This is a genomic window from Paenibacillus forsythiae T98 (assembly GCF_000520735.1).
Classification (GTDB): domain Bacteria; phylum Bacillota; class Bacilli; order Paenibacillales; family Paenibacillaceae; genus Paenibacillus_AQ; species Paenibacillus_AQ forsythiae.
The window spans coordinates 1-15,248 of sequence record NZ_ASSC01000330.1 but is presented as its reverse complement, the minus strand read 5'-3'; the positions used below and the strand labels follow the sequence as shown (position 1 = coordinate 15,248).

Sequence of the window (15,248 nt, the reverse complement as noted above, 5' to 3'; positions counted from 1 at the left end):
CTGACTGCCGTATTGGCAGCAGGCTGCGGCAGCAACAACACAGAGAACAGCGGAAGTTCCGCAAATGGCGGCAGCTCTACTGGAGACACTATCAAAATCGGAGCTGACCTTGAGCTTACAGGCGGCCAGGCTTCCTTTGGCGACTCTGCTCTGAAAGGCGCTCAACTGGCTGTTAAGGAAATCAACGCTGCAGGCGGTGTCCTCGGCAAACAGCTGGAGCTGATTGAAGCCGATAACGCCTCGAAATCCGAAGAAGCAACGCAAGCCGCGCAAAAGCTGATTACCACTGACAAAGTTGTAACCATCATCGGTTCAACGACTTCCACGAACACTTTGGGTATCGTTCCGGTTGCCCAGGAGAAACAAATTCCGCTCGTAAGCTCCTCTGCAACCAACCCGAAAGTAACGGTTGACGAGCGTTCCGGCAAAGTGAACGAGTGGGTGTTCCGCGCTTCCTTTATCGATCCTTTCCAAGGACAAGTTATGGCTAACTTTGCAAGCAACACGCTGAAAGCCAAAACGGCTGTTATCTACACAGACACTTCCAGTGACTACTCTAAAGGTCTGCAAAAGTTCTTCGAAGAAACGTTCACCAAGAACGGCGGACAAATCCTGAGCAAAGAGTCTTACCAACAAAAAGACTCCGATTTCAAAGCCGTACTGACACGTATCAAAGCAGCTAATCCGGATGTTATTTACCTGCCTGGCTACTATGAAGAAGTCGGCAAAATTCTGAAACAGGCGCGTGAAATGGGCATTACCGTTCCGTTCATGGGCGGCGACGGCTGGGATTCTCCGCAGCTTACGGAAATCGCTGGCGCGGCAGCTCTGGACAACACTTACATGTCCAACCACTATTCGCCGGAAGACACGGCTCCTGAAGTTAAGTCCTTCGTTGACGCATACAAAGCGGCCAACGGCGATGCAGTACCGGACGGCATGGCAGCCCTTGGCTATGACGCTGTTAAGCTGGTAGCTGACGCGATTACCCGTGCGGGAGCAGCTGAGCCAGCCAAGATTAAAGATGCTCTGGCAGCGACCAAGGATCTGCAGCTTGCTACCGGCAAAATTTCCATGAACGAATCGCATGACCCGGTTAAAGCTGCTGTCGTACTGAAATTCGTTGACGGCAAGCAAACTTTCGAAACCAAGGTTAATCCGTAAGCAAGCTTGATTCCCAATATCGCTTGGCTGTTCTGGATGCCGCTCCATTTGTCAATGGGGCGGCTATCCTTCTATCTTGCGATATACTGCACGGAAGGTTTTTTTGAAAAAATAGTGCTTGTCAAATGACTATGGATTTGCTATAATCATTTTTGTTGTGAAAGTAAATCATGGCCCGTTGGTCAAGGGGTTAAGACACCTCCCTTTCACGGAGGTAACAGGGGTTCGAATCCCCTACGGGTCATATCTTCTTCGAATCGGGGATGAGAACCCCAAATGGTTCGTCGGAGCATGGACATCGTAAGGAATACTTCGCAGTCGGCTCGCTTGCGAGGCGTATCTCCTACGGGTCACTTATAAGCGGTAGTGGTGGAATGGCAGACACGCTATCTTGAGGGGGTAGTGGGCGTACGCCCGTGGAGGTTCGAGTCCTCTCTACCGCATCATACCCAAGGAAGAATCCTGAGAAATCAGGGTTCTTTTTTCATTAAGAGAGAGCAAGGATCTGGAGGATTGAATAGCTTCAGGAGGACAGATATGTGGCTTTCAGCGGCATCGTGCCGGCAGGGCCAGTCCCGGGCTGTCTGCGGCAGGCGTTCCACTCGGAATACGGCATTGCGGCGTTAATCCGCCAACCGTTCCAACGCGCCGGGATATTGGGGATACAGCTGGGCGATGCAATCGGGACAGATGTCGTGGGTGACTTCGGTATGTAGTTGCTGCTTCAGAAATCGTTCCACCGGAATCCATTTTCCGCCCTTGCGGACGGATTTGCAGGAAGCGCAGACAGGCAGATAATAATGCGGCTTCCGATGCGGGGAATCAACCGACGGCTTGGCCGGGTGCGGATCTGCGGCTTGAGAGATATAGCGGTGGGACAGAAGAACAAGAGAGGCCGGCCGCTCCGTCTCCCCAGGTATGGGAAAGGCCTCAATCTGGAACCATTTTCTGCCCTTCAGGGCTGGAGGTTTGGGGAACCTGCCGCTGTACACGAGCCGCTCGTATGAGAAGATGGAATGAACGGCTTGGGTTAACTCCAGCATAGAGTCTGATGGAAGCACCAGCTCGCGCATCATTTCAAAATAGTCTGTCCCCGTCCATTCAAAGTTTGTGGATAGACCCAGAGCGATACCGAAGTTCTTCCAGGGTTCGTTCGCAGCGGCGATCATTCCGTTCCTGTCAACCGCGAGAACGATGCCTGGCAGAGAGTGAATCAGGCGGATAGCGAGGGGTAGGGCGCTTTTGGACAAAGGGATCGCTCCTTGACAGATTTCAGGATAGAATACTAAGATTAAGCAGATAAAAACAAATCAATTATTTCGCGTTTCACCCGTAACGTTTGCGGTGATATCCAGCAGCTGGTTTACCTGCCTTCGGTACCGCATGGCGATGCGTGTTCCGTGGATTAGATTGGATAGGCGGGAGGGCGGTATACCGTGCATATGGCAAAAATCTTTCTGACTCAACTTCAGCTCCGCCAGGCGCTGCTTGATGGTCCACCCGTAAGGGGTTATGGGCTTTTTGCTGCGCATCTCGCTCACCTCTTATCGACATTCCGGCCGTGTGATATAATGGACTAAAGCATAAGATTAGCTAATTATATACTTTTTTACGTCATTTTACAATAAAATAATGACTTATTTAAGTCATTTGTCATAATACCGGAGGGCGATTTGGATATGCAGTCCATTTATGATCGAATTGAGCACTTGATTGATAAAAAAGGTATGACCAAAAAAGCATTCTGCGAGCAGCTTGGCATCAGTACAGGAAATATGGGAGATTGGAAACGGGGCAAGTCGACGCCTGGAACACATAAGTTAATCGAAATCGGCGCTTTTTTCGGCGTCAGTCTGGACTGGCTCATCTTGGGCAAGACTTCTGCGTCCATACTGCGTGAAGGAAGCGAGGATTATTTTTTTGAGCATATACGGCAATCCAATTGCCATTTCGATGAGCTGCAGCCTCGGGAGAAGGAATTCATTAAAGAATATCTTGCTTTTGCCGAATACCGCAGACGGAAACAGGATGAGCAGCTTCCTGAATAATTTAGCTTTACTTTTGAGGAAGAAGCGAGTATAATAACTTGTGTTGGTCTGAAAATGATTCACCGCGCGGTAGTGGTGGAATGGCAGACACGCTATCTTGAGGGGGTAGTGGGCGTATGCCCGTGGAGGTTCGAGTCCTCTCTACCGCATACAGAAAGAAGCCTTGCTGAGCAAGGCTTTTTTTGTTGTACATATGGCGATTTTACAAGTGATGGGAATTCCGGTATGCTTTTAAATACCAAGTGCTTTCGTTGGAATAGAGAAGGATATTGTTATTAAAAATTCTGATTTTGGGAGGCTATACAAATGGGGAGAATTGTCAAGAACTTGACCGAGCTGATTGGAAATACGCCGCTGCTCGAATTGTCCAGCTTCAAGGAGGAAGGCGCGGCGGCGACCATCCTGGCGAAGCTGGAATACTTTAATCCGGCGGGCAGCGTGAAGGACCGGATCGGATACGCCATGATCAAGGATGCGGAAGACAAGGGGCTTATTAACAAGGAAACAACGATTATTGAACCGACCAGCGGAAATACCGGTATCGGTCTTGCCTTTGCGGCGGCGGCGCTGGGTTACCGGCTGATTATTATTTTGCCCGAATCCTTCAGTCTGGAGCGTCGTAAGCTTCTGAAGCAGCTTGGGGCGGAATTGGTGCTGACCCAGGCTTCGGAAGGCATGGCGGGCGCGATCCGCAAAGCGAAGGAGCTGTCCGGCGATATACCGAACTCCTACATCCCGCAGCAGTTCGAGCACCCGGCCAACCCTGATGTGCACCGGAAGACTACCGGTGAAGAAATTTGGAGAGACACGGATGGAAGAGTGGATATTTTCGTGGCGGGCGTCGGTACGGGAGGGACGATTACAGGCGTCGGAGAGGTTCTGAAGCAGCATAATCCGCAGGTGCGGATCGTTGCCGTGGAACCTTCCGGCTCGCCTGTTCTGTCCGGCGGAAAGCGGGGGCCGCATGCCATTCAAGGTATCGGCGCGGGCTTCGTGCCGGGGAACTTCAACCGGGCGATAGTGGACGAGATCATCACGGTAAAGGATGAGGAAGCGATTGCCACGTCGCAAAGGCTGGCAAGGAAGGAAGGGGTTTTAGTGGGGATTTCTTCCGGGGCCGCAGCATTCGCCGCTTATCAGTTGTCCAAACGTCCGGAAAATCGCGGCAAGAACATCGTCGTCCTGCTGCCGGATACCGGTGAACGATACATATCCACCGAATTATTTCCCGAGGAATAGCGCTAGAAGAGGCTTTAAGGAACGAGCGAGCATGGCTGGTTTGTCGCTAAATCACGGCTTGCCTGGATAAACGAAAAGGATTGAGCAGGAGAGTGATGCTGCTCAATCCTTTTTTCTTGTCCCGGAGAGTAGCCAGCTGCACCGTCATTCAATCCAGGAGAGTTTCAATTTCATCTTCGATGCTTTCAGGGGCCGTTGTCGGGGCAAAGCGTTTCAGCACCCGTCCTTCACGGTCGACCAGGAATTTGGTAAAGTTCCACTTTACGCTTTTGGAGCCGAGCGCGCCGGGAGCCTTCTTCGTTAAATATTGGTATAGCGGATGGGCATTGCTGCCGTTAACCTCGATTTTTTCATACATCGGAAAGGAGACGCCGTAGTTGAGCTGGCAGAACTGCTGGATTTCCTCGCTGCTGCCGGGCTCTTGCGACGCAAACTGGTTGCTGGGAAAGCCGAGGACTTCAAAGCCGCGATCCTTGAATTTTTCGTAGATTTCCTGGAGACCTTTGTATTGAGGGGTGAACCCGCACTTGCTGGCCGTATTCACAATAAGCAGCACCTTGCCTTTATACTTGGACAACGATTCTTCCTGACCGCGCAGGGTATTGGCATGGTAATCATAAACGCTCATTATCTGAAATCCTCCTCTAACCATAATATATTTATCACAATTTAATTTTAAACAATCTATGGATCAAATCAAGGGTTTTTTCAGAAAAATTAAAGTTTTTTGTAATTCTCGTTTCAAACCGCGCCTCAAGTTTAATTAAAGGTATGCCAGGGTGAAATTGGATTATAAAGGAGACGATATTCATGAAAGCATTGTATACGGCTGCCGCGACGGTTCGCGGGGGGCGTGAAGGCTCATTTGAATCCTCCGACGGCGCTTTGAAGCATAATCTCAGCATGCCCAGGGAACTGGGCGGTCCGGGAGGGACGGGCACGAATCCGGAGCAGCTGTTCGCTGCGGGATACGGCGCCTGCTATGAAAGCGCGCTGGCCAATGTTGCCCGCAAGGAGGGCGTCAAGCTTCAGGATGTGGAGGTTACGTCGAATGTATCCATCGGTAAAGATGAGAGCGACGGAGGATTTAAGCTGTCTGTGCGGCTTGATGTGAAAATGTCGGGCGTTGACCATGACAAGGCGGAGGATTTGGCGAAAAAAGCCCATGATTTCTGTCCGTACTCCAAAGCGACGAGAGGGAATATCGAAGTGGAGCTTAATGTGCTGGAGCTAAGCCGGCAGTAATTCCCTCACCGGGCTGACAGACGCAACTGTTCGGGACAGGTGCAAAAAAGACTCGTTTCCGCGTGAGTTAATGCGGGAAACGAGTCTTTTGTTCGAATGGCAAGTAGACTGAGTTTATACTGTTATTACTCTACCGGTGGTTTGCTGTCAATGATCAGCTGCGCTTCTTCATTCGTAAGATCGTAATTCAGGAACTGCTTATAGAAGCTTACAGTTTCCTGTACGATGTTCAGATCCGGGAACAGATTGGGATGCAGCGTCTTGGCCGCCCATTGAATTTGCAGCGCGGCTTCGGCGCCGTAGCGGTCCCAGAGGAAAGCGCCGCTCGGGTTGTTATAGACATGGCCGTTCTTGACGGCATTCAGCGTCTTCCATGCGGGATCGTCCATGACGTGGTCGGTATCCTTCAGGCCGCTGCCGATCATGATATAGTCCGGATTCCAGGCAATAATCTGCTCCAGACTCACCGGCTTCATGTTGCCGCTAAGCTCTTGAGCGGCATTGACGCCGCCAGCCACTTCAATCCAGTTCTGGATCATCGTATCCTTGCCGTCGACCTGAAGCGGCGACAGGGACTGGATATGCAATACCTTCGGTTTCTCCGGCTCGGGAATCTTGGACGTTACAGCCGTAATCTGCTCAAGCTTGCCATCCAGATAGCTGATAAAGGAATCGGCCCGGGTACGCGCATCTTCCCCGAGAATATCCCCCGTCAGCCGGAAGCATTCCTTCATCTCGTCAAAGTTCGTAAAGTTCAGCGCAACGGTCGGAATTCCGGCATTCTCCAGAGGCTGAATTAGCGGAGAACCGGTTGACGCGAAGGCGATGTCAGGCTTGTTCTTCAGCACCTCTTCCATCTGCGCCTCGGATTTGGTGAAGGCGGTCACAGCATTATTCATCTGCGGATTAATTTTGTACAGCCAGGGCACGGATTTCTTAGTGGAGATGGTGGACACGATTTTGCCGCCGGCTCCAAGGATCGTTACGACTTCATTATGAGCGGGCCAGGCGTCGGCGATTTTATTGATTTCCAAGGGAATCGTCACCTGGCGTCCGTCGGTATCCGTAATGGTCTTGCCTGCCCCGGTCGTCTGCGAGGAAGTCGGCTGCGTGGACGCTGCCGGGGATGCGTTGGTTCCGGTGTTCGAGGCATTCTCATTGGTATTATTTCCTCCGCATCCTGCCAGGGGCAGGATTAACGCAGTGGAGAGTATGAGCGCCAGCAAGCTTTTTTCCTTGAATCTTCTTTGCATGATAAATCCTCCTATTGTTTGCGTATGATGAAATTTGGCTAGGATAGCCCTTCAAGCAATTGACCTTCCGTCCGCATAAGCGGAACGCATGTCTTGACGTTCTCTCCTGTGGCGGCGGTTAGCTCCGCGATCTCGACATCAATGCCGTAGGCGGATTTCAAATTGTCGGAGGTTACCACCTCCTGCACGGAGCCTGCCAGGAAGGGCAGGCCGCGGCGCAGGAGCGCCACCTTGTCCGAGCATAAAAAGGCGTGATCCGGGAAATGCGATGTCATGACGACCGTCATTCCGCGGTTGCTGAGCAGCCGGATCTGTTCCAGCATGCGGATCTGATTGCCGAAGTCCAGATTGGAGGTCGGCTCGTCCATAATCAGAATGTCCGGCTGCTGCGCCAGCGCCCGGGCGATCAGCACCATCTGCCGCTCCCCGCCGCTCAGCTCGGTGTATGTCCGATCCCGCAGATAAGTGATCTGAAGCCTTTGCAGAGCTTCATCGGCAATGCTCCGGTCTTTGGAGCTCGGTGAGGCGAACAGCCCGAGGTGGGCGGTGCGGCCCATGGTAACCACGTCGAAGACGCTGAACGGAAAAGGGGCGCCGTGCGCCTGGGGGACGTAGCCCACGGCCCGGGCCAGCATCTGTCTGGACCATCCCTCGGTGCTCTGCCCTTTAATTTTGACGGTTCCCCCCAAAGGCTTCAGAAAGGCCAGCAAGGTCTTGAACAAGGTAGTTTTGCCTGCCCCATTAGGGCCGAGCAGACACATAATCTCTCCGGACTGAACGGAAAAAGAAACCTCCTTGACGATTGGCTGACTGCCATATCCGCAGGAGAGATTCTCGACTTCGAGCATCAGTCCCACCCCCTTTTTCCCGTAAGGAGCAGCACAACGAAAAACGGAGCCCCAATCAGGGAGGTCAGGATTCCAAGCGGAATTTCCATGGTAAGCGCGCTGCGGGCAATATCATCGACAAGCAGCAGATAGCATGCGCCATAAAGCGCGGAAACGGGCAGCAGCACTTTGTAATTCGGCCCGACGACCATGCGTGAGAGATGAGGGATGATCAGACCTACCCAGCCGATCATGCCGCTTACGGAAACGGAGGCGGCGGTCAGCAGGGTAGAGCATATGATGGTGACAATACGGATTCTGCCGGTATTGACTCCGAGCGACTGGGCTTCCTCCTCGCCAAAGGACAGCACGTTCAGCTTCCAGCGCAGCAGGAGCAGCGGAATCAAGCCGATGAGCACGAGCGGCGCAAGGATTTTTAAATCATCCAGTCCGACAAGAGACAAGCCTCCCATCAGCCAAAAGGTGATGGCGGGAAGCTTGTTGTCGGGATCGGCGGCCAGCTTGATAATCGAAGTGAACGAACTGAACACGGTGGAAATGACGATCCCGGTCAGCACCAGGGAAAGCACCGCCCCCCCTCTGCGGCTGACAAGCGATCCGATGGTGTAGGTCAACGCCACCGCCCCGATACCGAGCAGGAACGATACCGCTTGAATGCCCGCCGGACCAAGCGACAGCAGCATCGACAGCGCCGCGCCGAATCCCGCACCGGCTGAGGCGCCCAGAATATCCGGCGATACCATCGGATTGCGGAACAAGCCCTGGTACGAAGCCCCGGCGGCGGCCAATGCTCCGCCGACGAGCAAGGCGGCGGCGATTCGCGGAATGCGCACATGGAACAGAATGGTGCTTACGGAATCCAGTCCCGGATCTGGCTGGCCGCCCGGCAAGCCAGATCTGATAATCTCCACCATCTGGGACAGCGAGACGCTGTAACGTCCGACTGTAAAGGAGAGGAGCAGCACAGCAATCGGCAATCCGGCGGTCAGAGCGATCCGGAGCATCCGTCTGCGTTTACTGGAGGATTCCGTCGTTTGACCCGGCATTTCGGAAGGTTGTGTCCTTATTGCGGTCATCCTTCAGCCTCCTTTTCTGATTTTTTTCTGAAACAGCCTGTAAAACTTAAGTTTTTTACATTTTGATATAAAAAAATAAATGTTGTTATGACATTTAGCATATTTCAATTATTTTTATATATGATTAGACATAATTCGAATGAAAATGACAGCGATATTCGCGCTTCGGTTGACATCACTCCTAAAATTCTTTAAGATGTCTAAGTATCTGAACATACGATCATTTACAATTGAATTAGCCAAAATTTAAAATAACAGGTGATGAACATGTCTTATAAACCGGTAATCACGAACGTGACGAAGGCCAGCAGCAACGATAAGGAAGGGTTGTACGAATTCATTATTAAGCTTGCTGACGGAACGGAATGCCGTGCGTTCTACCATCGGTTCCCGGAATGGAGAATGACGAACATCAGCCGCCTGCTGAAGACTCCCTGTCCGATTTGCCGCAAAGACTTTATTTGCAAATGTATGGAGGCTTTCACCGGAGAGCTGGAAGATCAAATGGTCGGTGACAACTGGATCGAGAAGACTACAGCCGAGTAATGGCGGTTGGCAGGAACCTGGAAGCGCGGGAAGATTCCCGCGTTTTTGTTTTGCGTAAAACGGGAAAAGATAGAATATGAAGGAAGGAGGTGAGCCGGATGCCTGATATGAGCAGAGAGCAACGATCCGCCGGGCGGGGGTTGCCTAAAGAGCAAGGAAAGACGGAGAAGCAGAAAAAGGCGAAGGAATGGTTGAAAATGAAAGAGCTGGCGAAGGTGGAAGCGCCCCGGAAATCCGCAGATGCCGAAGGGGCTTCTATCGTGCTGATCGACGGCGTTTGCCACCTGTGCGGGCGGCTGACGACCTTTATTATTCCCCGCGATCCGAAAGGTCACTTCTATTTCGCACCGCTGCAGAGCGATATCGGGCAGAGCCTACTGGAAAGGGGCGGACTGGACGTTCATCGCCTGGATACGGTTGTGCTTGTGGAGGAGGGAATATATTATACGGAATCGGCAGCTGTCCTTCGTATTCTGCGCAAGCTTCGCTTTCCCTGGCCGACTGTTTATCTGCTGATCGCCGTGCCGGCTCCGCTCCGCAACAGGCTGTACCGGTACGTGGCCAAGAATCGCTACCGCTGGTTCGGCCGCGATGATCATTGCCTTGTGCCTGCACCGGAGATCCGGCGGCGTTTTTTATCGTAAGAAAGCTTCGCGCCTATCCGTTCTCTTCCCCGCCAATACGAAACGGAGTATATGAACGTCTACCCCAGCCGTTTTTCTTTCCAACTACAGCGCTATCTTATTTTTTAAAACCCCTTATCATATTGCTTCTTGCCTGAATTTGTCACGGTGAACCGGTCGCGGGACCTGATGACATCGACCTCGTAAAAATGCTAATCCGAAGAGGATGCGTTATGAGCGTTCCATGCGCGGCGGAGTGATGAGCATCCAGAAATGTAACCGCAATCATTTCAGTTATATTATGCTCTATATCGTATGCGTCATTATGTGCCAATCTGATAGAGCCTCTTACGTTTAGCAAAGAGAACCAAGCAGGGATTGAAACAGAGACGTCAACGGAACCCCTGTTCCTAGATGAAGTCGCTGAGCCGCTGGGATTGGCGCGGGAACATAGCGGTGTTTCAAGCATGCTGCGGCAGCGCACTTTGAATATTGGCTGCATTAATTCCAAGGGATTTATTTTAATAATTAGATATACTTTTAATATATAGAAAAATATAGGTTGTAATTTAGCGGCAGCGAAACTAAAATGGACTTTGTTATACCATATTTTTCTTTTTAAAGGAGGTTTGGAGGGAAAAATATCTATATTTATTATTTTTGAAAAGAATATGCAATTTAAAGGAGGAAGAATTTTGAACTTGAAAAATGCATTACTTTCCGTATCAATCATTTCTTCGTTATTTTTTTCATCATCTGTAAGTGCAGAGCCGGGAAAGTCGGTAGATTCCATCAATGGGCAGGAAGAAGTGATTAATGTTCAAAATAAACTGGGGGTTTCTCAAAATCAAATTGATGATTTTATTGCTGAAGCTTCAAATGAAGTAGCAAAAGAGAAACTTATGAAAAATCTAAAGGGGCTAAAAACCGTTTCTGAAGATCATATTTACAATTACATCAGTGTTGGAGAAGATAGTTACTACTTATATGAAGAAAACTCGAATCATCAAAAGAAAGCAATGTTTCTTCCGATTAATCGGAAAGAAACAAATGTCGATACGTCTGCCAATTCATCAGAGAGTGTAGATGCTGGTTCAGACACAGGAGATGTATACTTGAAACAAGGCCTTATCTCGACTGCAGCTGATTTACCTGATGGTATCGGTGGAAGACAGTACATAGTGAAGAGCGGAACGTATATTTCTTCTTCTGTCACTTTGGCTTCAGCTGCACAGGTTTCCCGGTCTACCGGTGAGAACGCATATACCTATTCCGGGTTTGTTGCAGGAAGCAATGGCGCTGATATGGGATTGATGTTTGATTCAGATGTGGGACCTGGCGGAACCGAAACGGGTTGGAAGCCTACAATGCAAATCAATGGCAGCACTTCTAACTCCAGCTTTGATCCGTCCTATAATCAAGTACAGTCAGCCAATGCTTATAAACCTGGCTCTCAAGTTATACTCTATGCTTGGTATAATTACAGTGGGAAAATTCGAATGAAAATTGACGGAACTGCTATTTGTGCAAATCTTGGGTGTTCGGATTCAAATGATACTCTCCTAACTACAATAATGACATCCAATACTTCTTACAATATCGCCGCTTCAAGTTTGAATAAATGGAAAGTATTATCAACTGTTACTGGAGATAATTATGGTAAGAATTATGCAATATTTAGTTCTATTAAAGTTGATGGAGTAGCAGTTCCAAGCAGTGCTTTTAGTACCCCGGATCAAGATTATGCTACAGTAACCCGAGATGCTAGCAATAATGTTACTATTAACACAACTGGTTTATAACTAAGTGTAGCCAATTTCCCGGTAGGTGTACCGGGAAATTGGCTACATATTAATCCTTTTAGTTATTTTGATATTTTAACATCAGATGATTATTGTAGGATGAACAAATTATTGAAAGCGGCAGCATTCTTCCCGATTATGTTACTCTTTGATATGTTTAATTGAGAAAAGAGGAAAGAAAAAATGAAAATAAGGAAAAATACAAAGTATATAGTTTTGTCTTTATTAATATTAACTGTAATCTGTGTCATCCTTTTGGTTGTATATAACAATAATATCACTAAAATATCAGCTATGGAAGAACTGCCGAACTATACAGAAATCAAAGGTAATTATGATGTTAAAGAATTAAAATACGAAAAGCAGCCTCATCTTGGAAATCGTGATGCTAAAGTTAACGTGATTGAATATGCCGATTTTAAATGTCCTGCCTGCAAAAAATGGAAGGATGCGAACTGGGAACGATTTAAGAATGAGTTTATTGATACTGGTAAAGTACAATTGTTTTTTATAAACTATGCATTTATTGATCGAGACTCTATTTTGGCGGCAAGCGCCGGAGAAGCAATCGCTAAGCAGGATAACAGCAAGTTCTGGGAGTACTATGAGAAGCTGTACGACCATCAAGGGGATGAGACTAAAATTTGGGCTACACAAGATTTTATCCTTGATTTTGTAAAGAGCAACATTAATAATATTGATTATGCTTTATTTGAAAAAGACTTGAAAGAACATAAGTACATGCTAGATGTTAAAGAAGATTATAAAACAGCTGGACATTATGGGGTCAATGGAACTCCTCAATTCATGGTTAATGGCGTCCTGCTGCCAGATTCCTCTTATGAGGCGCTGGCTACAGCTATCGAAAATCAATTATCAGGCACGTCTTTTTGAATAGCTATATGCGGATTCAGCGGCGTGATGCCGCCTTGGGTCTCTCTCCGGAACATTTGCAATCAGACGATCCACTTTATTCCGATTTTTAAATATTGCCGCATTCCAATAAATATGCTAGTATGACTGTAAATTATAGGAATAGTAACGGAAGCACCGTTCAATTGACCGTTTATCGCGGTTATTGGCGGTGCTTTTTTGCTGTCTTCTTATAAGTAAAATTACGAGGAATTTAAAGAAAGGGGGAAGATTAGTGGCCGCTAACATCGTGCTCGCCGTGCGTGAAACCCAGTACATCGAGCCGCTGCTGCACTATATCCACCATAGCGAGTATGGCGAAATGCTGAAAATGAAGGCGTTCAGTCGAATGGACACCTTTACGGAGTACATGAGGAGCGGCGAGGCGCCTGACGCGGTTGTCGGCGATCCCGCATTCATTGAGGCGTGGCTCGTTGAAGGCAGGGCGGAGGTGCCGTGGGCGATTCTGGAGGAAGTCGGCGGTGCGGCGATCACGGGGAACAAGAATACCATCGGCGGCAAACGGATTGCAAAATATCAAGCGCTGCCGTCGCTGCTGTCTTCTGTGCTTCAGTTGTGCGAGGTACGCCGGAGCCGAACGGTTTCCGGATTGAATGAAGGCACGCTGCTGCTTGGAATTGTGTCCGGCAGCGGCAGCAGCGGCAAAACGACGGTAGCGATGAATCTGGCCAAGCAGTTCGGGTGCCAGGGATTGTCTGTATTTTATCTGAACCTGGAGACAGTGAACAGCAGCGGGCTGTTTCTGCATCCTTCCTGGGGAAATGGTCCGGGGATGGAGCGGCTGTTGTACGAAATCCAGGCATCCAAGGATGGTGATGACGCTCCGGAAATCGGCATTGGGCGCTATGCGGTAAGACTGGACGCGCTGCACTGCGATACCTTCAGACCGGTCGGCAATGTCAAGGAAATGCTGCAAATGAGCGCAAGGGATGCGCAGGAGCTGATGGAACTGCTGACCAGGGATGGCCGCTACGATATCGTGATCGTTGATACGGGCAGCATCGGGGAGGAACGCGCCGGGGCGGTGCTGCAGTGCTGCGGGCGTCTGGTGTGGGTGCTGAGAGACGACGAGGCGGGTGTGTACAAAACCGAAAGGTGGCTGTCGCATCTGACGTCACCGCACTCCGGGATGACATCCGAATTGTCCGGGAAGTGCCTGTTTGCTGTAAATTTTGCAAGGGAGAATGCTCCGCAAATACCGTTCACCGAAGGGATAGGGCCGGATGTCCTGCTGCCTTTCATTTCCTCCTGGAATCTGCCAAACCGCGGAGAGCTGAGTCTTAATTCGCCGCTCTTTCAGCGGGGCATCCGGCAGCTATGCGGAATGCTTGCGGGAATCCCGCAGCCTGCGCCCGGATCAACGGAGAGAATTCATGAATGACGGACTGTTCCGGGTTCTTCGCAGCGATATACGTTCAGGGCTGGATGTAACCTCCTCCGTGGGAAACGGCGAGCTGATCTCGCATATCGAAAGGACGATTTTTGAGCGGGAAGAGCTAAGGCCATTAACGGCTCAGGAGAAGCGCGCGCTTGTCCGGAGGCTGTTCGATTCCTTCCGCGGTCTGGATGTGCTTCAGCCGCTTGTGGACAATCCGGCGATCAGCGAGATTATGATTAACAGCCACGAAGATATTTTTGTCGAAGAGGAGGGAGAGATCCGGCGTCTGCCGCTGGCGTTTGAATCGGCGTCCAGACTGGAGGATATTATCCAGATTGTCGTCTCCGATGTCAACCGCGCAGTCAACGAATCATCGCCGATTGTCGACGCCCGCTTAAAAGACGGGTCGCGGGTCAATATTGTGCTTCCGCCCGTTGCGCTGAAGGGTCCTGCCATGACGATCCGGAAGTTTCCCGAGTCGCCGATGACTATGGATGATCTGGTTCGCCGGGAGGCCATCAGCAGGGAAGCCGCTGAGCTGCTTAAGACGCTCGTAGACGCCAAATACAATATTTTTATCAGCGGCGGAACGGGTTCGGGCAAGACGACTTTCCTGAACGCCTTGTCCCAATTCATTCCTCCGCAGGAGAGAGTCATTACGATTGAGGATTCGGCGGAGCTGCAAATCGTAACCGTGCCTAATCTGGTATCCCTGGAGACCAGGAACGCCAACACGGAGGGCAAGGGGGAAATTACCATCCGCGATCTGATCCGCTCATCGCTGCGGATGCGGCCGAACCGGATTGTCGTCGGCGAGGTGCGCGGCCCAGAGGCGCTTGACATGCTGCAGGCGATGAATACTGGCCATGATGGATCTCCATCGAGTAGTTTGTGGAATCAATTGAATGTAATCTCCTGAATATAAGCATCAAAGAACTTATTTTTGACGCCCTTGACCTGCTTGAGGTCTGTATTAATTACGATCTGGGCGAAGATGGTGTAAACCAGGTCTTTTTTCTCCTGATCATCAAGGTAAGGCCAGGCGTCGGCCAAGCCGGCCAACTCGGTTAAGCGCGGAATTCCAGACAGCGAT

The 15,248-nt window shown here is 50.1% G+C and carries 15 protein-coding genes, 3 tRNA genes and 1 pseudogene; 13 read left to right on the top strand and 6 right to left on the bottom strand.

Features of this window, described 5'->3' with window-relative positions:
• The 3 genes from L692_RS0110785 to L692_RS0110775 all read left to right on the top strand — a co-directional run.
• Positions 1-1,164: ABC transporter substrate-binding protein (locus tag L692_RS0110785; protein WP_025699737.1), on the top strand; the 1,164-nt coding region annotated here is incomplete at its 5' end.
• A 172-nt stretch (positions 1,165-1,336) separates the two neighbouring features.
• Positions 1,337-1,408: transfer RNA gene (locus tag L692_RS0110780), tRNA-Glu, on the top strand.
• A gap of 116 nt (positions 1,409-1,524) precedes the next feature.
• Positions 1,525-1,607: transfer RNA gene (locus L692_RS0110775), tRNA-Leu, on the top strand.
• Positions 1,608-1,787: 180 nt separating this feature from the next.
• On the opposite strand, the gene L692_RS0110770 is transcribed toward L692_RS0110775, so the two are convergent.
• Entirely contained in the window at positions 1,788-2,414 is a 627-nt protein-coding gene (locus L692_RS0110770) for a nitrogen regulation protein NR(II) (RefSeq protein ID WP_025699736.1), read from the bottom strand.
• A 429-nt stretch (positions 2,415-2,843) separates the two neighbouring features.
• Between L692_RS0110770 and L692_RS0110760 the strand changes: the two genes are divergently transcribed.
• From L692_RS0110760 to cysK, 3 genes are all read left to right on the top strand, one after another.
• Positions 2,844-3,212 (top strand): helix-turn-helix domain-containing protein, encoded by a 369-nt coding sequence (locus L692_RS0110760; RefSeq protein ID WP_025699733.1) that lies wholly within the window; start codon positions 2,844-2,846, stop codon positions 3,210-3,212.
• 66 nt (positions 3,213-3,278) lie between these two features.
• Positions 3,279-3,361 (top strand) — tRNA-Leu (locus tag L692_RS0110755).
• Positions 3,362-3,518: 157 nt separating this feature from the next.
• Complete coding sequence (cysK, locus tag L692_RS0110750) at positions 3,519-4,451, top strand: cysteine synthase A (RefSeq protein ID WP_025699732.1); 933 nt, start codon at positions 3,519-3,521, stop codon at positions 4,449-4,451.
• Positions 4,452-4,599: 148 nt separating this feature from the next.
• Here the strand turns inward: cysK and L692_RS0110745 are convergent, their stop codons facing one another.
• On the bottom strand, positions 4,600-5,079 hold the full coding sequence (locus L692_RS0110745; RefSeq protein ID WP_025699731.1) for a glutathione peroxidase: 480 nt from the start codon (positions 5,077-5,079) through the stop codon (positions 4,600-4,602).
• A 182-nt stretch (positions 5,080-5,261) separates the two neighbouring features.
• On the opposite strand from L692_RS0110745, the gene L692_RS0110740 reads away from it, so the two are divergent.
• Positions 5,262-5,696 carry an organic hydroperoxide resistance protein gene (locus L692_RS0110740; protein WP_025699729.1) on the top strand — a complete coding sequence of 145 codons (435 nt, stop codon included), beginning with the start codon at positions 5,262-5,264 and terminating at the stop codon, positions 5,694-5,696.
• Between the two features lie 125 nt (positions 5,697-5,821).
• Here the strand turns inward: L692_RS0110740 and L692_RS0110735 are convergent, their stop codons facing one another.
• The 3 genes from L692_RS0110735 to L692_RS0110725 are packed head-to-tail and all read right to left on the bottom strand — an operon-like array spanning position 5,822 to position 8,873.
• Complete coding sequence (locus L692_RS0110735; protein WP_025699728.1) at positions 5,822-6,949, bottom strand: ABC transporter substrate-binding protein; 1,128 nt, start codon at positions 6,947-6,949, stop codon at positions 5,822-5,824.
• A 38-nt stretch (positions 6,950-6,987) separates the two neighbouring features.
• Positions 6,988-7,797, bottom strand: coding sequence for an ABC transporter ATP-binding protein (locus tag L692_RS0110730; RefSeq protein WP_198027737.1), 810 nt, complete (start codon positions 7,795-7,797; stop codon positions 6,988-6,990).
• Positions 7,797-8,873: a FecCD family ABC transporter permease gene (locus L692_RS0110725; protein ID WP_025699725.1), complete on the bottom strand. Its 1,077-nt coding sequence runs from the start codon at positions 8,871-8,873 to the stop codon at positions 7,797-7,799. The genes L692_RS0110730 and L692_RS0110725 overlap by 1 nt, the downstream gene beginning before the upstream one ends.
• Positions 8,874-9,140: 267 nt before the next feature.
• Here L692_RS0110725 and L692_RS0110720 point away from each other — a divergent pair, with 267 nt between their 5' ends.
• From L692_RS0110720 to L692_RS28425, 6 genes and pseudogenes are all read left to right on the top strand, one after another.
• Positions 9,141-9,419 (top strand): hypothetical protein, encoded by a 279-nt coding sequence (locus L692_RS0110720; protein ID WP_025699724.1) that lies wholly within the window; start codon positions 9,141-9,143, stop codon positions 9,417-9,419.
• 98 nt (positions 9,420-9,517) lie between these two features.
• Positions 9,518-10,063 (top strand): thiol-disulfide oxidoreductase DCC family protein, encoded by a 546-nt coding sequence (locus L692_RS0110715; RefSeq protein ID WP_312000931.1) that lies wholly within the window; start codon positions 9,518-9,520, stop codon positions 10,061-10,063.
• 608 nt (positions 10,064-10,671) lie between these two features.
• Positions 10,672-11,844, top strand: coding sequence for a YrpD family protein (locus L692_RS30605; RefSeq protein ID WP_025699719.1), 1,173 nt, complete (start codon positions 10,672-10,674; stop codon positions 11,842-11,844).
• Positions 11,845-12,027: 183 nt separating this feature from the next.
• Positions 12,028-12,738 carry a DsbA family protein gene (locus tag L692_RS0110705; RefSeq protein WP_025699717.1) on the top strand — a complete coding sequence of 237 codons (711 nt, stop codon included), beginning with the start codon at positions 12,028-12,030 and terminating at the stop codon, positions 12,736-12,738.
• Between the two features lie 253 nt (positions 12,739-12,991).
• Complete coding sequence (locus L692_RS0110700; protein ID WP_051503477.1) at positions 12,992-14,158, top strand: P-loop NTPase family protein; 1,167 nt, start codon at positions 12,992-12,994, stop codon at positions 14,156-14,158.
• Positions 14,151-15,059: pseudogene (locus L692_RS28425) on the top strand (CpaF family protein); the annotation flags it as partial. The gene L692_RS0110700 and the pseudogene L692_RS28425, both read left to right, overlap by 8 nt.
• Here the strand turns inward: L692_RS28425 and L692_RS32625 are convergent.
• The coding region (locus L692_RS32625) for a hypothetical protein (protein ID WP_036723175.1) at positions 15,053-15,248 on the bottom strand (196 nt) is incomplete at its 5' end. The pseudogene L692_RS28425 and the gene L692_RS32625 overlap by 7 nt on opposite strands.